Genomic DNA, 26,384 nt, shown 5'->3' with positions numbered 1-26,384 from the left:
ACATTCCCAAATCATATGGTAGAAAACTACAGTTTTTATAGTTCATTGTTTTCAGGAATTGCCTGCACTGGTAATTCCTTGAAATCAACTATAACAAATTGGTTTGTTTTTAGCTCGGATGTCATTTTCTACAACAATCCTAAACTTATTATTTTAGGACTTTCTCTTTTTGGTTTTTTGGGTATTTTGGTATATCAGTTTTTCAGAATTAAAAAAAGAATTGGTTATTTTATTCAAAAAAAGAAAGAAAGTGAAACAATCAATAAAGAATACCAGCTTTATATTCTGTTTTTTGGTATTGCCGTTATTGTAATCGAGATTATTAATGAAATTTTTAAAATAAGACCCGCAAGTCTTCTGGTTACAAACCTTATTATAGGTTCTAGCGTTTTAGTAATCTATTTTCTTACAGACAAAATAAAATACCTTCGCGATCGAATCCAGCAAATATTCATTGTGTCTTTCTTTTTTTACATTTCATATATAGCGCGCAATATTATTTGTCTAGAAGGTGATGTTTTGCCAATAATTACTTTTCTTATATCTTTTTTCTTTTCTTACAGCGTTCTAAAACCCATAAAAGTATATTGGTTTTTTGTTGCAATTACCTTTATCTTTTTACTTACTACTGTTGCTTTTCAATTAATTCCCATAAAATCTTCAGTTCTTTTGATCGATTTTACCATCGTCATTTTTATCATAAATCAGGTAAAATATGCCGTTTTGCAAAACAACAAAGACAATTACAGGTTTACGAATGAAATTGTACACAAAGGAAATTCACTTACCATTGCAACAAATGAAAATGGTGAATTATTATTTTGTAGCGAGACAATTACTTCGATTTTAGGTTATCATCCAGATGAAGTTATGGCGCTTGAATTCTGGAAACTTACCGAAGATTCCGAATTCAGCAGAGATAATTATTACAAAAATTATATTGACAACAAACTGTATATCCGAAAATTAAAAAGCAAAAACGGAGAATATAAATACATTCAATGGAAAGATAAAAAGTTTTCAGAAGATTTAATCATTAGTATTGGCCAGGATGTTACAGAACAAATTATAGTTCAGGATCAATATAAAAATCTTATACAGACCGCCACCGATATAATTTTTGAAATTAGCATTGACGGCCATTTCACCTTTATAAATGAGTTTGGATATTCCATTTTAGGATACACTGAAAACGAAGTGCTTTTGCAACATTATTCAAATTTTATTCATGAAGATTACATCAGAAATGCTGTCGAATTTTATGAAAATCTGGAAAAAAATGAACTGAATTATCCAACAATCGAAATTCCGATTTTAAAGAAAAACGGTGAGGAATTATGGATTTCCCAAAAAGTAATCGTTCGCAAAAACGACTTGGGAATCACAACAGGTTTTGCAGGAATTGCAAGAGATATAACCGAATTAAAAAATATTGAAAACGAGAAAAAGAGACGTTTAGAAAAAATAGAGTCTTATAACAACTCAACTAAAAAGCTTTCGACAACAAATTTTAGCGATTACGACAATATGCAAACCGTAATTGATTACATCATCAAAGAAGGAGCAATTGTATCAAAAGCAAATCGGGTAAGTTTCTGGAAATTTTCAAATGACGTCATCACCTGCAAGAATTTATTTAGCCGTGATAATCAATCCTTGAGCGATAAAAATGTTCTCGATAAAGAATCGTATCCAATTTATTTTGAAACATTAAAAAACAAAGCCATAATAAATGCGCCAGATGTTTTCGATAAATTAGAGACATCCGAGTTTCAAAAAGTTTATTTTACGAAAAACAAAATCAAATCAATGCTTGATGTTCCAATTTTCTTAAATGGACAATTGGCCGGAGTTGCCTGTTTTGAAAGTACAGGAGAAAAAAGAGAATGGGACAATGAAGATATAAACTACGCCAGAACAATAGCCGATGTTATTTCGCTCGCTATTTCTTCACAAATGAGACTTAAAGCCGAGAAAAAACTGGAACTAAAAACAGATTTGCTTTCAGCAATGGCACTTTGTACAGAAAAGTTTCTATCAAGCAAAGGACCTCAAAAAATGTTTGAGGAAACGTATGATATTATTGGAAAAGCTTCAAAAGCGGATCATATTTTTTATTATGAAAAAGATTTTGAAACCAATACAATTAGTCAGCAATACAAATGGTCAAGAGAAGGAGTTGTTCACCAAATAACAGAACTTCAAAAATTTACTGATGAAGATTTAAAGGAAATTATTTTTCACTCACAAAACAAAAGAGTTTTAAGCACCCTGACAAAAAACCTTGAAGATACATTTTTCAAAAATTTGCTTATTGCAAATGACATTAAATCCATTTTGATTCTTCCTTTATTTTCAAATAATGTTTTCTCGGGTTTTATTGGTTTTGATGATTGCACAAAAGAAAGAAAATGGACAGATGATGAAATTTACATCTATCAGACATTGGCCAACAATATATCTTCAGCTTTAGACCGACATAGAAATCAGGCGAAAATTAAAGAAAGTGAAGATGCTATTAAAGCAAAAGAACTTGCGGAAGCGGCAAATAAATCAAAATCTGATTTCTTAGCCAATATGTCACATGAAATCAGGACTCCATTGAATGGAATCATCGGATTTACGCACTTATTAATGAAAACAAATCTTGAAGAAATTCAGGAAAAATACATGACAACCATTAATCAGTCGGCACATTCGTTGCTTGAAATTATTAATGACATTCTTGATTTTTCAAAAATTGAAGCAGGAAAACTCGAACTTTATATTGACTTATACGATCTTCAAAAAATACTCGGACAAATATTTGACTTGATTATATATGAATCAAATCAAAAAAATCTTTTGCTTGAATTGAATGTAGATCCAAATGTTCCAAAATACATCTGGACAGATATTGTACGTTTAAAGCAAATCTTGATCAATCTTTTATCAAATGCCATCAAATTTACCAATGAAGGCTCCATAAAATTGAATGTTTCTGTACTAGATAAAAAATGCGACGACTTTCATGTTATTCGTTTTTCAGTTATTGATACCGGAATCGGAATATTAGAAAAAAATCAGAAGAAAATTTTCAAAGCTTTTTCGCAAGAAGATAGTTCAACAACCCGAAAATTTGGAGGAACCGGTTTAGGTTTGACTATCTCAAATCAGTTATTGGCTTTAATGGAAAGTCGTCTTCAGCTTAAAAGCAAAATTGACGTTGGAAGTACTTTTTATTTTGATCTGAGTCTTAAAACTAGCCAAAACACAGTAAGTGAAAAACTAAAAGCGCTTTCAAACGGAGTTGAGCCAGAATATGCATTAAGCTACAATTCGAATATGGAAAAAATAAATATTCTGATTGTAGAAGACAATAAAGTAAATATGCTTCTTTTAAAAACCATTGTCAAAAATATCAACATGAATTCGATTATTTTTGAATGTGAAAATGGCTATGAAGCCGTAAAACAAATCGAAAATATAAACCCTGATCTCGTTTTTATGGACATACAAATGCCCATCATGAACGGCTACGAAGCTACAAAAGCGATAAGGGTTACAGAAATTGGTAAAAACATTCCTATTATCGCGGTAACGGCCGGAGCAGAAAAAGAAGAAAAGAACAAATGCATCGCGGCCGGAATGAACGATTATATTTCAAAACCTATTATTAGGGGTACTGTAGAAGAAGCATTGCGAAAATGGTTAAAATAATTCAAAACTAATTGATTCAGATTGTCACAATATTGCTGAAAAATATATAAATTCGTATTAATAAAAACATAATAAGTTTAAATCTAGTACACTATGAAATGGCAAGGCAGAAGACAAAGTGATAATGTTGAAGACCGAAGAGGCATCTCAGGCGGAAAAGTCGCTATTGGTGGAGGTGTTATTGGAATCATTGTTTTGCTGTTGAATGTCTTTGGAGGAGAAACTGGCAAACAAATAGCACCAGTTTTAGAACAAATGCAAGGCGGACAACAACAAACCGAAGCAGCGGCACCGTTAAGCAAGGAAGATGAAGAAATGGGGAATTTTGTCAGAGTCACGCTGGCTGATACAGAGGATATCTGGAGTAAAATATTCGAAGAAAACGGAATGACCTATAAAAAGCCAAAATTAGTCCTTTTTAGAGGATCCGTACAAACAGCCTGTGGTGGTGCATCTTCAGCATCTGGACCTTTTTATTGTCCTGGAGATCAAAAAGTCTATATGGATTTAGGTTTCTTTGAGGAGCTTCAAAGTAAATTTGGAGCTAAAGGAGGAGATTTTGCAATCGCATATGTTATAGCGCACGAAATTGGTCACCACATACAGACTTTACTAGGCACTTCGGCAAAAATGCGTCAGGCACAGGAAGGAAAAAGTGAAGCCGAAGCAAATAAACTTTCCGTTGCTTTAGAACTTCAGGCCGATTTTTATGCTGGAGTCTGGGCACATTACAATCAGCAAAACTTAGATACTGGCGATATTGATGAAGCGTTGAGTGCTGCGAATGCAGTTGGCGATGACGCTATTCAAAGCAAAATGCAAGGACATGTTGTTCCTGATTCCTTTACACATGGATCTTCAGAACAAAGAATGTACTGGTTTAAAAAAGGTTTTAAAACCGGAGACATCAAACAAGGTACAACCTTTGAAGAAATTGAATAATACAGAAACCAAATATAATAACCACTAGAAAAGCATGACTCTAAACGTCATGCTTTTTTTATTCAAATCATTTTAGAAGGATTTCAAGGTAATAATTGTTTGCAAAGCCAAACTTAAATTAATTACATACCTTATATGGTTCAAAAAAATACAAGCACAAAAAAAGCCTTGAATTTCTTCAAGGCTTTAAATCTGGGTGGCTGACCGGGTTCGAACCGGCGACCCGCGGCACCACAAACCGCTACTCTAACCAGCTGAGCTACAACCACCATTTTTGCTTAGCGAGTGCAAATATAGAACAAAGGTTCAGTTCTACAAAGAAAAAAATGAAAAATTTTCATAAAAATTAAATCAAACTTTCTAAGCTATTGACTGCCAAACACCTTTCAACGGTAAAACCTTCAGCAAAATCTTTCCCAACCAATCTTCCTAAGTCCTGCGCACGGTAATTTAAACTTTCAAAGAAGTTTTTACTCGTAATTGGCGTTGCCGGCTCTTTTGAATTTGGGTCATAAAATTGCGTTTTATATGCAGAAATCGCTTCAACTTTCTTTTTTTCGAATCCTGTAATATCAACTACAAAATCCGGAGTAATGTTTTTCCATTGAATATAATGATATACAACTTTAGGTCTCCAGGCTTCTTGTAGCACTCCATTAATCGAAGTTTCAATTTTCATCAAACCTGATAAGAAACAAGAATCAGAAACTAATTTACTTCCTTTTCCGTGATCGATATGACGATCGTCAATTGCATTACATAATACAATTTCAGGTTTATATTTACGGATCATTTTTATCACTTCTAATTGATGTTTTTCGTCATTAACGAAAAATCCGTCGCGCATGGCTAAATTTTCACGAACAAGAACGCCTAAAATAGCTGCAGCATCTTTTGCTTCCTGATCTCTAATTTCTGCCGTACCACGCGTTCCTAATTCACCGCGCGTTAAATCAACAATACCAACTTTTTTCCCAAGGGAAACTTCTTTTAAAATTGTTCCGGCACAACCTAATTCCACATCGTCCGGATGTGCACCGAAGGCTAATATATCTAATTTCATTTTTTTGTTTTTGTTTGTTTTGTTTCAGGTTTCGAGCTTAGTCGCAGTCTCAGTATTCAGTCTCAGTAACTGCAAACTGCGACTGCAACTCATAACTCATAACTCATAACTCTCAATACTCTTTTCATCGTCATCGATTTGTTGACGCTTTCTTCCCATTCTTTTTCAGGAATACTTTCTTTTGTAATACCGCAGCCCATGTACAAAATAGCTTTATTTTCCTGAATCTGCATGCATCGTAAATTTACAAATAAATCAGAACTTGCATTAATTCCCTCAAAAGTACTGTTCAATTCACCCAAGAAACCGGTGTAGAAAGTTCTATCGTAATTTTCTTTTTCTAAAATAAATGCTTTGGATTTCTTTTTAGGAAGTCCGCAGACAGCAGGCGTTGGATGTAATGTATCAATAACCTCTTCTAAAGTTGAATTTTCCTTTAAAACTCCAGAAATATCTGTTTTAATATGCCAGATTGAACCCGCTTTTAGACTGTACGGTTCAGAAACCACAACCGAAGCCGTAAATTCTCTCAATCTTTTTACGATAAAATCAGTTACAAATTGTTGCTCGTCTTTTTCTTTTTGCTGCCAGACGATTTCTGTTTCCAGATTATCTTTTTGTGTCCCTGCCAAAGCCATAGTTTCAAAAACATTTCCGTTTGCTTTTAACAGTTTTTCAGGTGTCGCTCCCATCCAAAGTCCGATTTTTGGATGAAAAAAACAATAACAAAAAGTCGCAGGATACAATTGAACCAAATGCTGAAAAGTTTCGATAAAATCAAATTCAGACAAAGTCACTTCTTCACTTCTTGATAAAACTACTTTTTTGAATTCTTCATTTTTAATCGCCTGAATTCCTTGCGCTACCAAATATTCATACTGAAATTTAGCCTCAGAATCAAAATTCAAATCATCAATTTCTATTGGTCCAAATGAAGTTGCTTCTTTTTCTGCAATAATAATTTCCGATTCATTTTCAGGAATCAGAATCAATTGTTTTTCATCAAAAGAAGCAAAAACAAATCCTTTTTCGCTGTAATCTGAAACGGTAAATAATGTATTATTTTGTTGTAAAATCCCAACTAGGTTTGTTGTGTTGGGTTTTGAATAAAGTACAAAAGGTAAATTCTGTTCTTTATGATTTTTAATTTTTGAGAAAAATGGATTCATAATTTACTCACTTTTCTTTCTATCCAAAACCATATTCGTCAATTTGCAGAGCGAAACTAAATTTCCAGCTTCATCTGTAATTTTGATTTCCCACAAATGAACAGTTCTTCCTTTGTGAATAATTCTTGCAGTACCAAAAACATAGCCTTCACGAATACTTTTTAAATGATTTGCCGAAATTTCAATACCTCTCACCTCCTGCTCTTTCGGATTAATAAAAAAGAAAGAAGCTGCACTTCCGACACTTTCCGCCAAAGCCACTGAAGCGCCACCGTGCAATAATCCCATTGGCTGATGAACGCTTGGATTTACTGGCATTTTTGCTGTTAAAAAATCTTCTCCGGCGTCGATATATTCAATTTTCAGCGTTTCCATTAATGTGTTTTTAGAAAACTCATTACAGCGCGCCAAAATCTGCTCTTTTGTATAATTCATTAAAATGGACTTTAAAATCGTAAAATTAAAGAAAGATAAGACATAAATCTAAAAACCGATTCTAAAATTTAAAATTCAACTTCAAACCTGTAGGTTTTTTGCTATTTTTACAAAAAGAATTCAAATGCGCCAATACTTTACACTTTTCATCATTGGTTTAATTTTAGCTTTCAGTTCCTGCCGAACTGATTTTGATACTGTTGCCAGCACTGGAGATTTAAAGTTCTCAAAAGACACTGTTTATTTAGATACTGTTTTCAAAAACATTGGCTCAAGCACTTATCAATTGAAAGTGTATAACCGAAGTAAAAATGATATTTCAATTCCAATTATTCAGTTGAAAAACGGATTGAATTCAAAATACAGAATGACCGTTGACGGAATGAGCGGAACAAATGGAAAGATTTTTAAAGATGTTACGCTTTTAGCAAAAGACAGTCTTTACATTTTTATAGAAACTACTGCAGACGTTACCGATGCTAATCCGACTGATTTTTTATATACCGATGAAATTCAATTTGACAGCGGAGACAATCTTCAAAAAGTGGCACTAGTTACCTTAATTCAGGATGCCGTTTTTCTTTATCCGAATCAAAATCCTGACGGCACAAAAGAGAAAATCAAAATCGACGGAAAAGAAGTTGATGGATTTTATCTAAATGAAAATGATGCCGTAAACGGAAACGAACTTCTTTTTACCAAACAAAAACCATATGTTATTTATGGATACGCGGGTGTTCCAGAAAATAAAACCGTAACTTTTGAAGCCGGTGCAAGGGTTCATTTCCACGCTAATTCCGGATTGTATGTTACAAAAAATGCTTCCCTTCAAATTAACGGAACTGTTTCTACAACCGAAAAACTAGAAAACGAAGTTGTTTTTGAAGGCGATCGTTTAGAATCCCTTTATTCTGATATTCCAGGACAATGGAATTCGGTTATTCTTGAAAACGGAAGCGCCAATCATTCCATCAATCATCTTACCTTAAAAAATGCCGTAACTGGTTTAGAAATAAGAAATACAACGAACGTTATTGCCATTAAAAATAGTCAATTTTATAATTTTGTGGATTATGGAATTCTAACTAAAAATGCCCGAATAAATGCCGAAAATTTAGTTATAAATTACGCCGGAATTACAAGTTTATCTTGTCTTTATGGCGGTAATTACAGTTTTGTGCATTGTACATTCAACAACAATTGGCAAAACAGTTCTCATTTTGCAGTTAACTTGAGTAATAGTTTGGCAGGCGCAACGCCGGAAACAAATCCGCTTACACAAGCAACTTTCAATAACTGTATTATTTATGGCTCAGGCACAAACGAGTTTAATTTAAGTAAAAATACCAATACCGCATTTGTTTATCAATTAAATAACTGTCTTCTAAAATTCAGTAGTTCGTCTACAAATCCTGATTATCAATTTAAAACAGATACACAACATTATAACAACATCATTTTGAATGAAAATCCAAAGTTTTATAATGTTAGTCAGAACAAATTCAACATTGATAAAACTTCATCCGCTTTCGCGAAAGGGAATCAGGCGTTTATGATTCCGAAAGATATTTTAGGAATTACAAGAACTTTACCTCCGGATTTAGGCGCTTATCAGAGTCAAGATTTTCCGAAATAAATTTAAAGATTTATGAAATTATTTTTTTCGCTTGTCATTTGTCATTTATTCTTTAGCAATGCATTTTCTCAAAATACAACTATAATTAAGTGTGATTCTATTTATAAAAATAAAGGAATTGCGATAAAACTTGCAACTTTCAACGACAGAGAAGATATCGAAGATGACGAAAAAAATGCGACTCTGACAATCACTCAGCAATTAAACGGCAAAAAAACAATATTATTAAAAGAAAATCTTCATAGTAGTAATCAGGAAATTGAATTTAGAGATTTTAATAACGATAAAATAAAAGATCTTTTAGTTCAAAATTATTCAGATGTTCGAAGCAATTGGACTTATAGCTTATATCTCTATAATTCCAAAACAAATAATTTCAAAAAAGTAGTTGGTTTTGAAGAAATCAAAAACCCAATATTAAATACTAAATATAATATTATTGAAAGTCACGTAGTTTCCGGGACCAATTGGGCTTCCTTTTATAAAATAAAAAACAATAAAGTAATTGATTTTAATATCGTCATAACTAATGACGGTAGTTCTAAATCTGAAAAAGAATATAGAAAAGCCATTAAAAAAATAACTTCAATAAAATAAACTTCAAGCCTTAGTGCCTTCGCGGTAGTTAAAAAATCACTCGTAAGAAAATCTATCTAAATTTAAACTTACCGTAACATTTTGCATCTTAAAAAGTAGTAGTTTTGTTACATATTAAAATTTAAAACATTTAAAATCAATATTTTAAATTAGTAAATTTTTAGTATTTCAAACCAAATCTTAAACTACTTTTATGAAAAAAAACTACTTTTTACTGTTATTGTTTATTACTACAATTGGTTTTACCCAAATACCTTCTGGTTATTATAATACCGCAAGCGGAACTGGTTATACTTTAAAAACACAATTGTACAACATTATTAAAGGCCATACAGACAATGGTTATGCAGGTTTGTACACAACCTATCAAACTTCAGATGTCGATAATTTTTATGAAAATGACGGAACCGTCTTAGACATGTATTCCGAAAATCCATCCGGAACAGATCCTTACAATTATAGCACAGGAAGCACACAACGATGCGGAAATTACTCTGTTGAAGGCGATTGCTACAACAGAGAACATATTATCCCGCAATCTGTTTTTAACGAACAATCTCCAATGGTTGCCGATGCACATTTCATAACACCAACCGACGGAAAAGTAAACGGAATGCGCTCGAACTACCCTCACGGAACAGTAAGTTCTGCAACCTATACTTCTCAAAATGGAGGTAAATTAGGATCAAGTTCTGTATCTGGATATTCAGGAACTGTTTTCGAACCCATCAACGACTTTAAAGGTGATATTGCCAGAATGTATTTTTACTTCGCAACACGATATGAAAATACGGTTGCCGGATATTCTTATGCCATGTTCGATGGTTCGAGCAATAAAGTTTTTACAACGGCTTTCTTAAATGTTCTTTTAGCCTGGCACACGCAAGATCCTGTAAGCGCAAGAGAAATTGCACGAAATAATGCGATTTATGCGCGTCAAAATAATCGTAATCCCTATATCGATCATCCGGAATATGTAAATCAAATTTGGGGCGGAACTCCTTCTGGAGATACTCAGGCGCCCACCACTCCAACAAGTTTGGCTTCAACTTCAAAAACAGCGACTTCAATTTCACTTTCATGGACTGCCTCTACAGATAATGTAGCCGTAACGGGTTATGATGTTTACGCAAATAGTGTTTTAAAAACAACTGTTTCCAGCACAACAGCAACTATTACTGGTTTAACTGCTTCTACAGCTTATTCCATTTATGTGAAAGCAAAAGATGCGGCAGGAAATGTTTCTGCATCAAGTAATACCATTTCAGTTACAACCAACAGCAGCGGAACAGGATCGGCAACCGATTTGCTTTTCTCTGAATATATTGAAGGTTCAGGAAATAATAAAGCTTTGGAAATTGCCAACAATACAGGAAGCGCTATTAATCTATCTGCATACACAATCAAAAAGCAAACTAATGGTGCTGGCGCATGGAGCACAGGTTTAGCTTTAAGCGGAACATTAACTACAGGAAGCAAATTTGTTATTGTAAACAGCGCGATTTCTTCAACCTGTTTTTCTCCAAGTTCAGCCAATATTTCAACAACGGCAACCGAATTAACTTTTAACGGAAATGATGCTGTAGGTTTATTTAAAAATGGAGTTTTAATAGACATCATCGGAACTTTTAACGGCGGAACCGCAAACTTTGCAATCGATGTTACTTTAAGAAGAAAATCGACTGTAACTTCTCCAAGCACAACTTTTAATTTAAGTTCGCAATGGGATTCATTTACACAAGATACCTGCAACAATTTAGCAAGCAAAATGGCTAAACCAATTGAAGAAGAAAAAGAAGAAATTGTAGCACTTTCAGATGAAATTGTGGTTTTCCCAAATCCTTCAAACGGAATTTTCAATATTGTTTTAGGCAATTCAGATTCTCCTTATTCGATAGAAATTCTTTCTTTTACCGGACAAAAAGTTTTCGAAAAACAAAACACAACAGACCCCGTAATAGCTGTAAGTCATCTTTCAAGCGGAATTTATGTTGTTAAAATCGTGAAAGATTCAAAAACCACAATTAAAAAGATAGTAATCAACTAGATATTTTTTTTCACGCAGATTAGCTCCGATTTATTCATAAACCAAAAAAAATCTGCTCAATCTGCGTGAAACAAAAAAACTTTGCTGTGCTCCCAATAGCTATCGGGATTACGAGATTAAATACAAAATCCTTAAAATTCAATCGCTTTTCAGATCAAGATCATTTTTTTCTAAAGAGTTTGTTATCAAATTTGCGCTTACTATTTATTTAAACTAAATTTGCAGCTCAATACAACAAACTACACATCACAATGATCCATTTCTTTGAAAACCAAAGCAAAACTGTTTTTGCCGTACAGACGCAAAACGAAATTTCAGCTCAAGACATTTCAAAATTAAACTGGCTTTTTGCCGACTCGAATAAGATCGAAAAATCCGCACTGACGGGTTTTTTTGTTGGTCCCCGTGCCACTATGATCACACCTTGGAGTACAAATGCTGTAGAAATCACTCAAAACATGGGTGTTCCGGGCATTATCAGAATTGAAGAATTTCATCCGGCTACGGAAGATTTTACTGATTTTGATCCGATGCTTTTCCAAAAATTCAATGAATTAGATCAGGAGATTTTTACTATCAACATTCAGCCGGAACCAATTCTGGAAATTGATGATATTGCGACTTACAATAAAGTTGAAGGTTTAGCTTTAAGCGAAGAAGAAGTAGAATACTTAAATAATCTTTCAACAAAACTAGGAAGAAAACTTACGGATTCTGAGATTTTTGCTTTCTCGCAAGCGAATTCAGAACACTGCCGTCACAAAATTTTCAATGGAACATTTGTAATTGATGGTGAAGAAAAAGAAACTTCTCTTTTTAAATTAATCAAAAAAACATCTCAGGAAAATCCTAACGATATTGTTTCTGCTTACAAAGACAACGTTGCTTTTGTAAAAGGACCAAAAGTGCAGCAATTTGCACCAAAATCGGCAGACAAACCTGATTTTTACGAAATAAAAGAATTTGATTCGGTTATCTCATTAAAAGCCGAAACACACAATTTCCCAACAACAGTTGAGCCTTTCAATGGAGCTGCAACAGGATCAGGAGGAGAAATTCGTGACCGTTTAGCCGGAGGTCAAGGTTCGTTGCCATTAGCCGGAACTGCAGTTTACATGACTTCGTACTCTCGTTTGAAAGAAGACAGAAAATGGGAAAATGCTCTTGAAGAAAGAAAATGGTTGTACCAAACTCCAATGGATATTTTGATCAAAGCTTCAAATGGAGCTTCTGATTTCGGAAATAAATTTGGCCAACCCCTTATTACAGGTTCGGTTTTGACTTTCGAACATTCAGAAAACGACCGCAAAATTGGTTATGATAAAGTAATCATGCAAGCGGGTGGAATTGGATACGGAAAACTAGATCAATCAATTAAAAAGAAACCACAAGAAGGCGATAAAATCGTTATTCTTGGAGGTGAAAATTATAGAATCGGAATGGGTGGTGCTGCAGTTTCTTCTGCAGATACTGGAGCTTTCGGTTCAGGAATCGAGTTAAATGCGATTCAGCGTTCAAATCCTGAAATGCAAAAACGTGCTGCTAACGCCATTCGTGGTTTGGTAGAAAGCGACAACAATCCAATTGTTTCGATTCACGATCACGGAGCTGGAGGACACTTAAACTGTCTTTCAGAATTAGTGGAAGAAACCGGAGGTTTGATCGATTTAGACAAATTACCAGTTGGAGATCCAACACTTTCTGCAAAAGAAATTATTGGTAATGAATCTCAGGAAAGAATGGGATTGGTTATTGGTCAAAAAGATATCGATACATTACAAAGAATCGCCGACAGAGAGCGTTCGCCAATGTATCAGGTTGGTGATGTAACGGGAGATCACCGTTTTACATTTGAATCAAAATCAAATGGTTCAAAACCGATGGATTATGCTTTAGAAGATTTCTTCGGAAGTTCTCCAAAAACGGTTATGACAGATAAAACTATTGATAGAAAATATGCTGATGTTGCTTATTCACCAAATGATTTCGAAAGTTATTTAAAAGACGTCTTACGTTTAGAGGCTGTTGCTTCAAAAGACTGGTTGACTAACAAAGTTGACCGTTGCGTTGGAGGAAAAGTAGCAAAACAACAAAATGCAGGTCCGTTACAATTGCCTTTGAATAATGTTGGGGTTATGGCTCTGGATTATTTAGGAAAAGAAGGAATTGCAACTTCTATTGGCCACGCTCCTATCGCTGCTTTGATTGATCCGGTTGCAGGAAGTAGAAATGCTATCGCAGAATCGTTGTCAAACATTGTTTGGGCGCCAATTAAAGATGGTTTAAAAGGAATTTCATTATCTGCAAACTGGATGTGGGCTTGTAAAAACGAAGGTGAAGACGCCCGTTTATACGCTGCAGTTGAAGGTTGTTCAGAATTTGCAATCGAATTGGGAATCAATATTCCGACAGGAAAAGATTCACTTTCGATGAAACAAAAATATCCAAACGATGAAGTAATTGCGCCGGGAACGGTTATTATTTCGGCTGGAGGAAACTGTACTGACATTAGAAAAGTAGTTGAACCTGTTTTACAGAAAAACGGAGATTCAATCTATTATATCAATTTGTCTCAAGATGATTTCAAACTTGGAGGTTCATCTTTTGCACAAATTAGAAACACAATCGGAAACGAAACTTCTACAATTAAAGATTCGGCTTTCTTCAAAAATGCATTTAATACAATCCAAGATTTAATCGGCGAAAGCCAGATTTTAGCGGGTCACGATATCGGAAGCGGTGGTTTAATCACAACTTTATTAGAATTGTGTTTCGCTGATGTGAATTTGGGAGCTAAAATTGATTTCAGCGCTTTCGCGGAAAAAGATTTGTTGAAAATCCTTTTCGCAGAAAACATCGGAATCGTTTTCCAAGCTAAATCTGATGCAGCTGTTGAAGCTAAATTGAATGCAAACAATATCGAATTTTTCAAAATTGGTTCTGTAACATCTACAGCAACTTTGGAAGTTGGAAACTGGAATTTAGATATTCCAACTTACAGAGATGTTTGGTTTGAGACTTCTTATTTATTAGATCAAAAACAATCTAAAAACGGAAGAGCTCAGGCACGTTTCGAAAACTATAAAAATCAAGTTTTAAATTATACTTTCCCTGCACATTTCACAGGAAAAAAACCAGAAATCGATAATTCTAAACCAAGACCAAAAGCAGCTATTATTCGTGAAAAAGGAAGTAATTCTGAGCGCGAAATGGCAAATGCAATGTACTTGGCAGGATTTGACGTAAAAGACGTTCACATGACGGATTTAATTTCTGGTCGTGAAACGCTTGAAGATATTCAGTTTATTGGTGCAGTTGGAGGATTCTCTAACTCAGATGTTTTAGGTTCTGCTAAAGGTTGGGCCGGAGCATTTTTATACAACGAAAAAGCAAAAACAGCTTTGGATAAATTCTTTAAAAGAGAAGATACTTTATCTGTTGGAATCTGTAACGGATGTCAATTGTTTATGGAATTAGAAGTTATTAATCCAGAGCATGAAGTTCACGGAAAAATGCTTCATAACGAAAGCCAGAAACACGAAAGTATCTTTACTTCTGTAAAAGTTCAGGAAAACAATTCGGTTATGTTATCGACATTGGCTGGAAGTACTTTAGGAGTTTGGGTTTCTCACGGAGAAGGTAAATTCAAATTGCCTTATGCAGAAGACCAATACAACATTGTTTCTAAATATGCTTACGAAGGTTATCCTGCAAACCCTAACGGTTCTGATTACAACACAGCAATGATGTGTGATAAAACCGGAAGACATTTGGTTATGATGCCTCACATTGAGCGTTCTACTTTCCAATGGAACTGGGCGCATTATCCGAAAGACAGAAATGACGAGGTTTCGCCTTGGCACGAAGCTTTTGTCAATGCCAGAAAATGGATTGAGAAAAACTAAAAAATATATTTTACTAAAAGCGCCCGAATTTATCGGGCGTTTTTTTTTGCCAAAGATTACACAGATTAACACAGATTTTTTTTCCATCAATTAAAAAATCATTACAATCCTTTTATCCCGATAGCTATCGGGAGTGGCAAAAAATTACTTTTCCTCAATCTTGTCATTCCGAGGAACGAGGAATCTTGCAAGAAACTCTACAAAGATTGGCAACTTTTCTGGACGGAGCTACTTGTGGAGATTCCTCGTTCCTCGGAATGACAAACTTTGCCTTAATTATTTTTTTTGGAAGATAAAACAAAACTATTTAAAACTATTCTAAGATTAATTTAATAGTATCTTAAGACAGCTTAAGCAAGCGTAAACATTCTGGTAAATATCTTTGTCTCATGAAAAATATGATACGCAAAATATACCTTCCATTTCTCTTAGTCATTATAAGCCAATTTTCCTTTGCACAAAAAACGACTGCCATAAAAGGAAACATCACTGACGGAAAACTTCCTATAGAATTTGTTGATGTCGTTCTAAAAAAAGCCAGCGATTCTACCAAAATAGCCAATTATGCCGTAACTGATGTTATGGGAAATTTTGCTTTAGAAAATGTTTCCTCTGGAGATTATCAGCTTCAATTTAAATTAATAGGTTTTAAAACGATTTCTCAAAAGATAAAAGTTGCTGAAAGTCCGATTTCCATTGGAACTATCAAACTGCAAAACGACACTAATTTACTGAATGACGTTGTTGTAAAATCGCAGAAAAAACAAATTCAGAAAACTAACGAAGGCTTCATTTTTAATGCTGTTTCGAATATTTCACAATCTGGCGGAACTGCGACTGATATGCTAAAAAGTATTCCAACAGTTGCCGTTGATGCCGAAGGCGGAATTACGCTTAGAGGAAAATCCCCTATGATTTTGATTAACGGAAAAAATTCGGCCATTACCAATATGGATCAAATCGCAGCCAGCAGTATTGAAAGTATCGAAATAATAAGTAATCCAACCGCGAAATATGATGCAAATGCGGAAAGCGGAATCATCAATATTAAATTGAAGAAAAACAATCAAAGCGGTCTTAATGGCGCTGTTGTTTTAGGAGGCGGTTTTGGCGCAAAAGGCAGAGTAAATAGTTCGGTTCTTTTAAATAATAAATCAGAAAAATGGAATATTGGTTTAGGATACGACAATCGCTTTGCCGGAAGAACCAAGAAAATCAATGCTGACCGAACAAACTATTTTATTGATGATGAACATTACATTCATCAACACAGAGATGACGCCCGTACTGAAGGTTTGCAAAATCTAAAATTCAATGTTGATTTTACTCCAAACGACAAAAATATATTTTCGTTTGAAGCTTTAGGAAACATTGAAACTCAGGATAACGACGAAACGTTATATACGCAGGTAAACACAAGTACCAATGCATTCTTCTCCAATAACAGAAGACATTCTTTAGAATTGGAACGCTCAAAAGTTGGGGAATTGTCTTTTAATTATGACCGAAAATTTTCTGACGAACGAAAAAGTTTAAATACATCAATTACTTCATCATTCGGAAAACACAGAGAAAATACGGATATTGACACTTATAATTATGATGAATACCAACAACAGATTGGTGAAGCTAAATTACAGCGCACACACAATTATGAAAACCAAAATATCTCAAATGCAATTATAAATTATGCTTTTCCTGTTTCAGAAAAAACAATTGTAGAAACGGGTTATAAAGGAACATTTCGCTTTTTTAATTCTGATTTTGAAAGTGCCGATTTAGTTAATGGCGATTATGTTGCGAATCCTTTAGCGAGTAATATTTTCGAATTTAACGAACAAATAAACGCTGTTTATGGAATGCTAAATTCGTTCATTGGCGAAAGCGAAAATCCAAAATGGAAATACAATTTAGGTTTGCGTGCAGAAAATGTTTCTAATACCGGAGCAACTCAAAATAACAGTGATCGCTTTAGCAATAATTATTTAAAACTCTTTCCATCGGCTTCGCTGCAATTAAATTTAAAGCAAGATGAATTTGTAAAACTGGGTTACAGCAAACGTATTAATCGACCTGATTTAGACGATTTGAATCCGTTTATTGATATTACGGATGCACTTAATCCGCATGGAGGAAATCCTTATTTGAAACCGGAAATTATTCATATTGCCGAAATGAGTTATAATAAAGACTGGAAAAACTATTCATTATCAGCCAATGCATTTTACCGAAATACAACTGACGCGATCAGACAATATGCTGAATTGCTAGATAACGGCGTAATTTTTCTCCAGCCAAGAAATATTGGAAGCACTGTTACTTATGGTTTAGAAACTATTTTCAGTCTGAAACCTATTGGTTTTTATGATGCGAACATCAGCTTGACTGCTTTTCAGCAAAATATAAATGCATCGAATTTAGGCGAAGATGTCGTAAATAATGCTTTTAGCTGGTATGGAAAAATCATTAATAATTTTGTTCCGTGGAAAGGCGGAAAACTACAGATTATTGGAAATTACAATTCGGCTTTAGCAACTGCACAGGGAAAAAGAATTCCGATTTATAATGTTGATATGGGATTTCAGCAAAAACTCGGAAAAGGGAATGCGCGTTTAGGTTTGGTTGCCACCGATATGTTTAATACGCTCGAAAGCGGTTATAAAAACAATACCGCATTGTTCAGCAATCATCGAACTAATAAATCTGACACTCGCGCTTTGATGCTTACGTTTGCGTATACCTTTAAATCTGATTTTAAAGAAAAACTACTAGAAAATCAGTTTTCGACAGAATAATAATTCTTAAAATAAAAATCTGATAATTTTTTCATTCTTGTAATTGAGATTTATTTTTTCTATGGAAATTTAAAGTATATTCGCCTTGAAAATCTGACATAAATTTTCCCTAAATACCAAAAACACTTAAACCTACTATAGAATGAAATCTGTACACGTATTGCTTATTGCTCTATTTTTTATTGTTGCGAAATCTTATTCGCAAGTTGAAGTAAACACAATCACTCATAATTCTAAAGAACGCTATATTACAACCACGATTGGTTTTCCGGTTTCCGGGACTTATGCTCCAATTGGCCAAAAAGAACCAATTAGCCAATTAAACCCAGATGGAACAGGATTTATTCAATCTGTTGATATGAGCAAAAAGAAAATTAACTGGGGAATTGAATGTACAGAAGAGGGAATTCCTGTTTTCAAGGAAGGATTCAATAGTAAATCGTATACTTTTTGGTACAGACCAAATGACAGTGAGGAATGGGTTTATTCTCAATTCTCTATTCATTTTGCGAAGAAAAAAATGTTTCTGATGGGAGAAAGAGTCAAAGAATATGAAGATTTTAATGTGCAATAATTTCTAAAAAAAATAATATTTTTTTAATTTGATAATTTCTAGTTTTTTCGAAAATTTACTACAAAAAAGAAAACGTTTTCGTTGATTTTTAAGAGTCCCTATAAATTTTCCCATAAAATTCCACAAAATTAAAAATTATACCTATTTTTTATTTAATTTGCGATAAAATTCAATATATTAAACATGGTTTCAATCACACGCCTTTTTGATTTTCCCTATTATCAACAAGAAACTTATAACCTTCCGGTTGCTTTAGCAACAAAAAAAAACGGAGTCTGGGAAAAAACATCTAGCCAGGAATATATTGCAAAAGCAAATGCAATTTCGAGAGCATTATTACGAATGGGCATTCAAAAAGATGACAAAATTGCCCTGATTACATCAAATAACCGTACCGAATGGAATATCATGGATATTGGTGTTCTGCAAACAGGTGCGCAGACGGTTCCAATTTATCCAACAATATCTGAAGAAGATTACGAATATATATTGAATCACAGTGGCAGTATGTACTGCTTTGTGTCTGATGAAGAAGTGCTTCATAAAGTAAATCTTATCAAAGCAAATGTACCGACATTAAAAGAGGTCTATTCTTTCAATGAAATACCAGGTTGTAAACATTGGAGCGATTTATTGTTGTCAGGCGAAGACGAAAGCAATCAAAGTGAAGTTGAAGCCAGAAAAGACAGCATTCAAACAGATGATTTAGCGACCATTATTTATACTTCCGGAACAACAGGAAGACCAAAAGGTGTTATGCTTTCGCACAAAAACATCGTTTCAAATGTTTTGGACAGTGCGCCTAGAATTCCGTTTGATCCGGGAAAAAGCACTGCATTGAGCTTCTTGCCTATCTGTCATATTTTTGAAAGAATGATCTTGTACATTTATCAATATTATGGAGTTTCGGTTTATTTTGGAGAATCAATTGACAAAATCAGTGATAACTTAAAAGAAGTTCGTCCGACTGTAATTACAGCGGTACCAAGACTTTTAGAAAAAGTTTACGATAAAATCTACGCAAAAGGAACTGAATTAACCGGCATCAAGAAAAAATTATTTTTCTGGGCAATTGATTTAGGCTTAAAATATGAACCATACGGAGCAAATGGCGCTTGGTATGAATTTCAGTTAAAAATTGCCCGCAAATTGATTTTCAGCAAATGGAAAGAAGGTTTAGGTGGAAATTTAGATTTAATGGTTTCTGGAAGTGCCGCTTTACAGCCACGTTTGACGAGAGTTTTTGCTGCTGCAGAAATTCCAGTTATGGAAGGTTACGGTTTATCTGAAACTTCTCCGGTAATTGCCGTAAACGATCAAAGAAACAGAGGTTTTAAAATTGGAACTGTTGGAAAAGTGATTCGCAATGTAGAAGTTAAAATTGCTGAAGACGGAGAAATTCTTTGCAAAGGACCAAACGTAATGTTAGGTTACTTTAAAGATCCTGAAAAAACGGCTGAAGCTTTACAAGATGGTTATTTCCACACAGGAGATATTGGAGAAATCGACAGTGAAGGCTTCTTGAAAATCACCGATCGTAAGAAAGAAATGTTCAAAACTTCGGGAGGTAAATATATTGCACCACAAATCATTGAAAATGCCATGAAACAATCTCGTTTTATTGAGCAGATTATGGTGATTGGTGATGGCGAAAAAATGCCAGGTGCTTTTATTCAGCCGAATTTTGAATTCGTAAAAGAATGGGCAAAAATCCACAAAATTACTTTAGGAAAAACAGATAAGGAAATCAGTGAAAATCCAGATGTGATCAAACGCATCGACGACGAAGTGGAAAGCATCAATGAGAAATTTGGAAACTGGGAAAAAATCAAACGTTTTGAGTTAACTCCTGATGTTTGGTCTATCGACGGCGGACAACTTACTCCTACTCTAAAATTAAAACGTAAAATCATTAAAGAAATTTACAAAGATCTTTACGCTAAAATCTATGGTCATAATTAAAATTCCAAAATAATTAACCAAAGGAAAAGGCTGTCTTTATTGAGACAGCCTTTTTTAATTTTGCAGACACCAATGCAAAATCTTAGCGATGTTTTTAGCATCATCAATGCCGCGGTGATGCGTTCCTTCCAACGGAATATTAAGCAGTGCCAAGGCGCCATTCATTCCGGTTGGTTTTACCAAGCCAAATTTTTCAGCAAAATGTTCTTTTACATTAATGTGCTCGTCTCCCATTGGATATGAAATACCAAACGATTTACACTGCTTTTTAAGCATATTCAAATCGTATTGACCGTAACTTGCCCAAGTGTACAAATCGGGATTGTATTGGTCGATTAACAAATCAATGGCTTCTTCAAAACTTACGCCATTTTGATCGAGTAAATCCTGAGTTATTGTTGTCAATTCTGTACAAAACGGACTAACGCTTGAACGTTGCGGTTTTATCAAAATTCCTTTATTCTTGGAAATTTCGCCTGTCGCAGTATCTAAGACCGCCAATCCGATTTCAATAATTTCATTTTGCTGTCCGTTCGGGACTGCGCCTTGCCAACATGTGGCTTCTAAATCGATAATAATAATTTTATCTGTTGTTTTCATTTTTTTAATTTTTAATAATTGTGTTTAATTTTTTTCTCTCGCAGATTCAGCAGATTTTTTTTAATAATCCTTCTAATCTGTGAAATCTGTGGCTAAAAAACTTTGTCTCCTAGTCCAGATAGTTATCGGGATTGTGGCAAAAGCCCTAGAAAAAGAAACTTTTAAAATCTCGGAAGAAGTTTCTTTTCTTAGACTTTTTTTCAGCGCTCTTCTTTTCGAAAACTGCTTTCACTTTCTCCATTCTTTCGATTGGTTTTGCTTTCTCCGTTTTAGAATTTTCGTAAAACTTTTTGAAAGGACGCAATTCAAAATCAACCAAAATCGCAGCCATATTGATAGCATCAATGTTTGACGGATCTGTTTCGCCTTTGAAGAACGTTTCGATAGGTCTGAACTTATCTTTCTTCTCTTTAAACTTATTCTTTTTGGTGTGATCGAAATCTAAACCCAAAAGGTTACTGAAAACATTCAAATCCTCTTTTGTTGGGTTATTTTCGAAAATCAACCAGCACAAATCACGAAGTTTTCCACGAGAAGGTTGGTACAAATAATCAAAGTATTTCCCTTCTTTTTCGATTTCGTATTTTTTTCTAATTGCGTTTTTATATTGTTGTAATGTATTGTTTTGCATGGTGTTTTGATTTTGTAATTCTTGGGAATCTCAGGAAATCGAAGGCTTTTCTAAGAAATCCACTATCACACAAGTTCAAAAGCACCATTGCTTTACCAGAGAAATATCTCTAAATGATATATATGATTTTCCTAAAATTCACCTTTTCCTTCCATAGGTTAATAAGTTCTAAATCCATCGCTCTACTCGAGGCAAATGGCGACTCACTAAATTCCACTTTATCTGTTTGACCACTATAGTCTGACCTAAGTCCTATTTTTTGATTCATCCTTATTTTTTTTTTAGTTTCTAAGGGACTAAGATGCTGAGATACTAAGTTTTTTCTTTTAGTACTCCGAACCTTTGTCACTTTGTTTCTTTGTTCCTTTGTTCTTTGCCTTTAAGGCATAAAAAAAGCACCCAATTAAAGGTGCTTCATAACAAATACGATATAAATATCCTATTGCCTATATTGATGCACCGACATGTAAAAGCTTTCACGACTTGAAATCGAGGCTGCTAATCCTGGGTTGTGTATGTATAATTTAAAACTCATTTTATTTATTTTTTATAATTGTTGTTGTTGTTTTATGAAACGCTATGTTTCAATTTTGTTTGGCAAAGATAGGATAGAAAAAATCATATTTCCAAATCTTTTTTAAGATTAATTTTCTGACTATCAATTAGTTATATCAAAAATTTAGACAAAGAAATTCCTGTCCGCAAACTGGTGCAGATCTCAATTTTATATCAAATGACTGTTACTCATCAGATTACTTTCCAAGACTATATCTTCCTATTTTTATTAATCATTAAACATTTTGGTCAATTATTTTTTTAGTTTTTTTTAGTTCTGGTTTGTTTTTCTATCATTTTTGTCCTCTTTTCTGTCACACTGAGCGAAGTCGAAGTGCCTTAAAACAAAAAAAGCGTCCTATAATGAGGACGCTTTTCTATTTTATGATGAATTTGATTCTAAATCTTACATTTCAATTTCACAAAAATACATACGCATCCTGAGCTTACAGCTGGAGAATCTCCGGCTAAAGTTTCAAAATTTTGGTTTGCTGAAAGTATCAATGTGTTTTTTTATGTTTTTAATTACAGATACAAATGTAGTATATTTTGCGATATTTTAACAAATATTGGTTAAAATTTAATTTTTATAACAAAGTGCTTAACTTTGGTTACGACAAAATATTCTAATAGAATGAGAACTACTCCTAGCTTCTGCAAGATGAATGAAATTTTCACTTATATTACTTATAAAGTTTCAAAAGTTCTCGATTGCCGATAAAATGTTTTGTCGAGAACCAAGATATGTTTTATTTTAAAAAGAAAGAAAAAAATTACTTTTGGTTCTAAGTTTTAAATCATTAAAGTCTCTAGATAATTTTATATATCTCAAAAGATTTCTTTTTCAAAACATTTAAATCAAACTTGAAAAGAATTTTTATATAAATATCATTTTTTTCTAATGTATTAATTTCATCTTTCGAGTAAGTAACCCCATCTCTTTCTTTCCAATCTTCCTCCTTTTCTGTTTGATTCTCAATATTACCAAATTTTGGTTCTGTAACTTCTACCAAAAGCTCGTTATTATACCACTTTTCATCTTCATAAATCGTGTACTCAATATCTTTAAGATCTATTAAGAATACAAAATTTGAATATGTAGAATTTATTATGGGTATATTTTTATAATTTGAATTTGAAAATGGAACATGTCTCTCATCGTTAGACTGAATTAAATTTCCATCATTGCTTAACGTTTTATTTGCTCGCCAATTTGAAAAAATGACAACTTTTGAATGGTCATCACCTATTTTAGATAAAAAGACATCAACTTCGTTCTTCAAATTTGCTATTTCTTTAGGTTCTTTTAACTTCAACAATTCAATGAAGAAGTATTCATTAACTAAATTTGCAACTTTTGCTCCAAAATCTGTCAATCCATAAACAGTTTGATGATGCTCACCTTCAACAAATGCAAATCTCATTTTTAACATGTTTTGAAAAAATCCAAAACCATCTTTTTCTTTTTTGTTAGGCAAATGGGTTACCCTGCCATAAAATTTTAAAATTGCGGGAATAAAAGAATTTTTTACCCATAAATCACCTACTCTTTTCTTAAACTCTGCTATTTTTAATTCAGAAAGAGGAACATTTGAAATCTTACCATATCTTAATATTTCCTGCCTTTTATTTAATTCAGTATAAAATTCAATTATTTTTTCTTGTTTAAAGTTAAACTCTTCTTCAAAATTATTTAAAATTCTAGAATTCCATTTCTCTGGATTATCTTTTACTAAAGCTAAATTATGTGTAACATCATCAACTATAAATTTAAATTTATCATTTAGAAGTATATCATCAATCTTAACACCATAATTAAGAATATTATATTTTAAAAGTATAATCAAAAAGCCAAAATTAAGCCATGTGTGACTCATTAAAACAAAATAAGCTTTCCCAATCGGCCCTTTTTTAATTTCCCAATTATCAATCTCAAATAATCCATTTGTCGCTTCATTCTCAAATCTATAAAAGTTATTTATAAATCTTTCTTTATTATGATATAAATTATGCTCGAAAATTTCTTCTATATATGATAAATTATAATTTTCAGCTTTAATAATACCTTGTTGATGCAAATAAAAAATCCATGAAAGTACGCTGAAACAAAAAGCATAATGATAATATTTAGCCTCTTCTCTTTTACTAATTTCAAAAGAAATAGACTCATTTGCTTTCTCAAATATTAGATTAAAACTATCATAATCGTTTTCATCAATTACCTTCTTTATTAATTTTAGAAAACCCCAATAAGTTATTTCTAAATATTTAATATCGTATTTATTAGAAAAATTAATTATAGAAATATTCTCTATGAATCTTATCGTAAATACTTCTATCAATATCCTTTTATACTCTTTGGATAAATCTGTATAAATTTCACCGGGAATTGATATAATTTGAGTGTAAACCACACTAGAATCTCTCAGTGAATCAAATGCTTGGCCTCTAAAAAAAAGCAATATTTCCTGAAAAGCCCTTTCGTTATTTTTATAGCTAGATTCACGTAAATTTCCCTTAAGATTATGCAAAATTTTATTTACATAAGGGATACTAGAATTTTTAGATTCCGCTAAATAATGTGCAAACATCATAATTAATATTTTTTATAAAAGTCATTCAAAATATTTTCAAAATTTTTAAGATCTGAGGTTAAATCTTCTAATTTTCCACTTTTTATATTTTTATCAAATTTTTCTAAGACAGTTTCCAAAATATCATTTGTTTCATTTTCATCAAAAAAATTTTCTTTACTGTAAACAAATTTAGATCTGAGAAGATTTTCATTCACTTTTTCATTTGAAGTTTGAAATGATAATAATAAAATTTCATCTTGATTTAGTATTTTATCATCTAGATCATGAGTCGAATAAAATTGGTTTATAGGTTCTATTTTTTCTATAAGCAATTTCAAACTTTTATATTTTAAATCTTTAAAATATTTCTCGTGATTTGATTTTACCAGTATATTAATATTACCGGCTAAATCATCATTAAAAAGAGGTAAATTTTTAGAAACCACTTTAAAATTCAAATTCGCGAAAAATTCATTATAATTTTCAGAAAATACTTTTTTAAATTTACTTCTGTATAAATTTAAATTAAACTCTCTTTTCAATTCATTAAAAATGAGAATTTTCCTTTGGCTTTTTGTAATAAATTTAAATACTTTATCATACAAATAAATTAATGCTCCAATAAATATAAAAAAGCTATAAGCTAAAAAAATTAAAATATTATTCTTTGAGCATTCTAAATGTCCATAAAATAGATTTAAAAATAGAAGTAGAAGAATTATCGAAAAGCCGAAGTAAGTAATAAATCTAAAAGGTATTTTTTTATTTATAAATTTTTCTAAGTCATCCCTTTCCTCCTTCAGATGTGTTAGCAATAAATTCGTGACAAATAAATTCATTGAAACTAAAGTTATAACGGTTGAAGTTAATACTTTTAAAAGTTCTTTAAAATCAATAACCAGAAAATCAAAAAATAAATCAAATTTTTTATTGGAATAAATGATTATTACTAAAATAATAGCAATCATTATCAAAAAAATATTCCAAAAAGAAGACTTTAAAATTATTTGAGTAATATTGGACAATGTAAATTGATAACCATTATGGGCAAAATAAAGATCTTTATTCTCTTTTTTTAATTTTTTTCGTACTTCAGATATAATTGAATCATTCATGTATTTCCTAATTATAATATTCTTTAAACTTCATCCTGATTTTTTTTTTTACAATTTATCTAATTCTTCTGATTTAGTTATGT

General features: G+C 32.7%; 16 protein-coding genes and 1 tRNA gene. 9 read left to right on the top strand and 8 right to left on the bottom strand.

The window, feature by feature from the left end; genetic code table 11:
* Nucleotides 1–15: 15 nt before the first annotated feature.
* Nucleotides 16–3,699, top strand: a complete 3,684-nt coding sequence (locus tag ACWA1B_RS12105; protein WP_456907196.1) for a response regulator — start codon at nucleotides 16–18, stop codon at nucleotides 3,697–3,699.
* 93 nt (nucleotides 3,700–3,792) lie between these two features.
* Nucleotides 3,793–4,641: a KPN_02809 family neutral zinc metallopeptidase gene (gene ypfJ / locus ACWA1B_RS12100; RefSeq protein ID WP_142450957.1), complete on the top strand. Its 849-nt coding sequence runs from the start codon at nucleotides 3,793–3,795 to the stop codon at nucleotides 4,639–4,641.
* Between the two features lie 195 nt (nucleotides 4,642–4,836).
* On the opposite strand, the gene ACWA1B_RS12095 is transcribed toward ypfJ, so the two are convergent.
* The 4 genes from ACWA1B_RS12095 to ACWA1B_RS12080 all read right to left on the bottom strand — a co-directional run bounded on the left by ACWA1B_RS12095 (nucleotide 4,837) and on the right by ACWA1B_RS12080 (nucleotide 7,308).
* A tRNA-His gene (locus tag ACWA1B_RS12095) sits at nucleotides 4,837–4,910 on the bottom strand.
* A gap of 77 nt (nucleotides 4,911–4,987) precedes the next feature.
* Complete coding sequence (gene bshB1 / locus ACWA1B_RS12090) at nucleotides 4,988–5,704, bottom strand: bacillithiol biosynthesis deacetylase BshB1 (protein ID WP_456907193.1); 717 nt, start codon at nucleotides 5,702–5,704, stop codon at nucleotides 4,988–4,990.
* An 89-nt stretch (nucleotides 5,705–5,793) separates the two neighbouring features.
* Nucleotides 5,794–6,873, bottom strand: coding sequence for a chorismate-binding protein (locus ACWA1B_RS12085; RefSeq protein ID WP_456907191.1), 1,080 nt, complete (start codon nucleotides 6,871–6,873; stop codon nucleotides 5,794–5,796).
* A gap of 3 nt (nucleotides 6,874–6,876) precedes the next feature.
* Entirely contained in the window at nucleotides 6,877–7,308 is a 432-nt protein-coding gene (locus ACWA1B_RS12080) for a PaaI family thioesterase (protein ID WP_035647170.1), read from the bottom strand.
* 124 nt (nucleotides 7,309–7,432) lie between these two features.
* On the opposite strand from ACWA1B_RS12080, the gene ACWA1B_RS12075 reads away from it, so the two are divergent.
* The 7 genes from ACWA1B_RS12075 (at nucleotide 7,433) to ACWA1B_RS12045 (ending at nucleotide 20,824) form a co-directional block, all read left to right on the top strand.
* The gene (locus ACWA1B_RS12075; RefSeq protein WP_456907189.1) at nucleotides 7,433–8,944 is read left to right on the top strand and encodes a hypothetical protein; all 1,512 of its coding nucleotides are present in this window, start codon (nucleotides 7,433–7,435) and stop codon (nucleotides 8,942–8,944) included.
* A gap of 12 nt (nucleotides 8,945–8,956) precedes the next feature.
* Nucleotides 8,957–9,541, top strand: coding sequence for an XAC2610-related protein (locus tag ACWA1B_RS12070; RefSeq protein ID WP_456907187.1), 585 nt, complete (start codon nucleotides 8,957–8,959; stop codon nucleotides 9,539–9,541).
* Between the two features lie 193 nt (nucleotides 9,542–9,734).
* The gene (locus ACWA1B_RS12065) at nucleotides 9,735–11,588 is read left to right on the top strand and encodes an endonuclease (protein ID WP_456907185.1); all 1,854 of its coding nucleotides are present in this window, start codon (nucleotides 9,735–9,737) and stop codon (nucleotides 11,586–11,588) included.
* A gap of 251 nt (nucleotides 11,589–11,839) precedes the next feature.
* Nucleotides 11,840–15,493, top strand: coding sequence for a phosphoribosylformylglycinamidine synthase (purL, locus tag ACWA1B_RS12060; protein ID WP_456907183.1), 3,654 nt, complete (start codon nucleotides 11,840–11,842; stop codon nucleotides 15,491–15,493).
* 398 nt (nucleotides 15,494–15,891) lie between these two features.
* On the top strand, nucleotides 15,892–18,288 hold the full coding sequence (locus tag ACWA1B_RS12055) for a TonB-dependent receptor domain-containing protein (RefSeq protein WP_456907181.1): 2,397 nt from the start codon (nucleotides 15,892–15,894) through the stop codon (nucleotides 18,286–18,288).
* A 142-nt stretch (nucleotides 18,289–18,430) separates the two neighbouring features.
* Nucleotides 18,431–18,862 (top strand): hypothetical protein, encoded by a 432-nt coding sequence (locus tag ACWA1B_RS12050; RefSeq protein ID WP_456907179.1) that lies wholly within the window; start codon nucleotides 18,431–18,433, stop codon nucleotides 18,860–18,862.
* 183 nt (nucleotides 18,863–19,045) lie between these two features.
* The gene (locus ACWA1B_RS12045; protein WP_456907177.1) at nucleotides 19,046–20,824 is read left to right on the top strand and encodes an AMP-dependent synthetase/ligase; all 1,779 of its coding nucleotides are present in this window, start codon (nucleotides 19,046–19,048) and stop codon (nucleotides 20,822–20,824) included.
* A 54-nt stretch (nucleotides 20,825–20,878) separates the two neighbouring features.
* Here ACWA1B_RS12045 and ACWA1B_RS12040 read toward each other — a convergent pair whose 3' ends face one another.
* The 4 genes from ACWA1B_RS12040 to ACWA1B_RS12025 all read right to left on the bottom strand — a co-directional run bounded on the left by ACWA1B_RS12040 (nucleotide 20,879) and on the right by ACWA1B_RS12025 (nucleotide 26,301).
* On the bottom strand, nucleotides 20,879–21,424 hold the full coding sequence (locus tag ACWA1B_RS12040; protein WP_456907175.1) for a 3'-5' exonuclease: 546 nt from the start codon (nucleotides 21,422–21,424) through the stop codon (nucleotides 20,879–20,881).
* Nucleotides 21,425–21,569: 145 nt separating this feature from the next.
* The gene (locus ACWA1B_RS12035) at nucleotides 21,570–22,055 is read right to left on the bottom strand and encodes a hypothetical protein (RefSeq protein ID WP_456907173.1); all 486 of its coding nucleotides are present in this window, start codon (nucleotides 22,053–22,055) and stop codon (nucleotides 21,570–21,572) included.
* 1,364 nt (nucleotides 22,056–23,419) lie between these two features.
* Nucleotides 23,420–25,204 carry a hypothetical protein gene (locus ACWA1B_RS12030; protein ID WP_456907171.1) on the bottom strand — a complete coding sequence of 595 codons (1,785 nt, stop codon included), beginning with the start codon at nucleotides 25,202–25,204 and terminating at the stop codon, nucleotides 23,420–23,422.
* 2 nt (nucleotides 25,205–25,206) lie between these two features.
* Complete coding sequence (locus ACWA1B_RS12025) at nucleotides 25,207–26,301, bottom strand: hypothetical protein (protein WP_456907169.1); 1,095 nt, start codon at nucleotides 26,299–26,301, stop codon at nucleotides 25,207–25,209.
* Between the last annotated feature and the right edge of the window lie 83 nt (nucleotides 26,302–26,384).

It is taken from the genome of Flavobacterium xizangense, from assembly GCF_054075145.1.
This window is presented reverse-complemented; position numbering and strand designations above follow the sequence as displayed.

Coding starts and splice junctions, on each gene's coding strand:
- ACWA1B_RS12105 (WP_456907196.1), top strand. CDS start 16: ATGGTAGAAAACTACAGTTTTTATAGTTCATTGTTTTCAGGAATTGCC.
- ypfJ (WP_142450957.1), top strand. CDS start 3,793: ATGAAATGGCAAGGCAGAAGACAAAGTGATAATGTTGAAGACCGAAGA.
- bshB1 (WP_456907193.1), bottom strand. CDS start 5,704: ATGAAATTAGATATATTAGCCTTCGGTGCACATCCGGACGATGTGGAA.
- ACWA1B_RS12085 (WP_456907191.1), bottom strand. CDS start 6,873: ATGAATCCATTTTTCTCAAAAATTAAAAATCATAAAGAACAGAATTTA.
- ACWA1B_RS12080 (WP_035647170.1), bottom strand. CDS start 7,308: ATGAATTATACAAAAGAGCAGATTTTGGCGCGCTGTAATGAGTTTTCT.
- ACWA1B_RS12075 (WP_456907189.1), top strand. CDS start 7,433: ATGCGCCAATACTTTACACTTTTCATCATTGGTTTAATTTTAGCTTTC.
- ACWA1B_RS12070 (WP_456907187.1), top strand. CDS start 8,957: ATGAAATTATTTTTTTCGCTTGTCATTTGTCATTTATTCTTTAGCAAT.
- ACWA1B_RS12065 (WP_456907185.1), top strand. CDS start 9,735: ATGAAAAAAAACTACTTTTTACTGTTATTGTTTATTACTACAATTGGT.
- purL (WP_456907183.1), top strand. CDS start 11,840: ATGATCCATTTCTTTGAAAACCAAAGCAAAACTGTTTTTGCCGTACAG.
- ACWA1B_RS12055 (WP_456907181.1), top strand. CDS start 15,892: ATGATACGCAAAATATACCTTCCATTTCTCTTAGTCATTATAAGCCAA.
- ACWA1B_RS12050 (WP_456907179.1), top strand. CDS start 18,431: ATGAAATCTGTACACGTATTGCTTATTGCTCTATTTTTTATTGTTGCG.
- ACWA1B_RS12045 (WP_456907177.1), top strand. CDS start 19,046: ATGGTTTCAATCACACGCCTTTTTGATTTTCCCTATTATCAACAAGAA.
- ACWA1B_RS12040 (WP_456907175.1), bottom strand. CDS start 21,424: ATGAAAACAACAGATAAAATTATTATTATCGATTTAGAAGCCACATGT.
- ACWA1B_RS12035 (WP_456907173.1), bottom strand. CDS start 22,055: ATGCAAAACAATACATTACAACAATATAAAAACGCAATTAGAAAAAAA.
- ACWA1B_RS12030 (WP_456907171.1), bottom strand. CDS start 25,204: ATGATGTTTGCACATTATTTAGCGGAATCTAAAAATTCTAGTATCCCT.
- ACWA1B_RS12025 (WP_456907169.1), bottom strand. CDS start 26,301: ATGAATGATTCAATTATATCTGAAGTACGAAAAAAATTAAAAAAAGAG.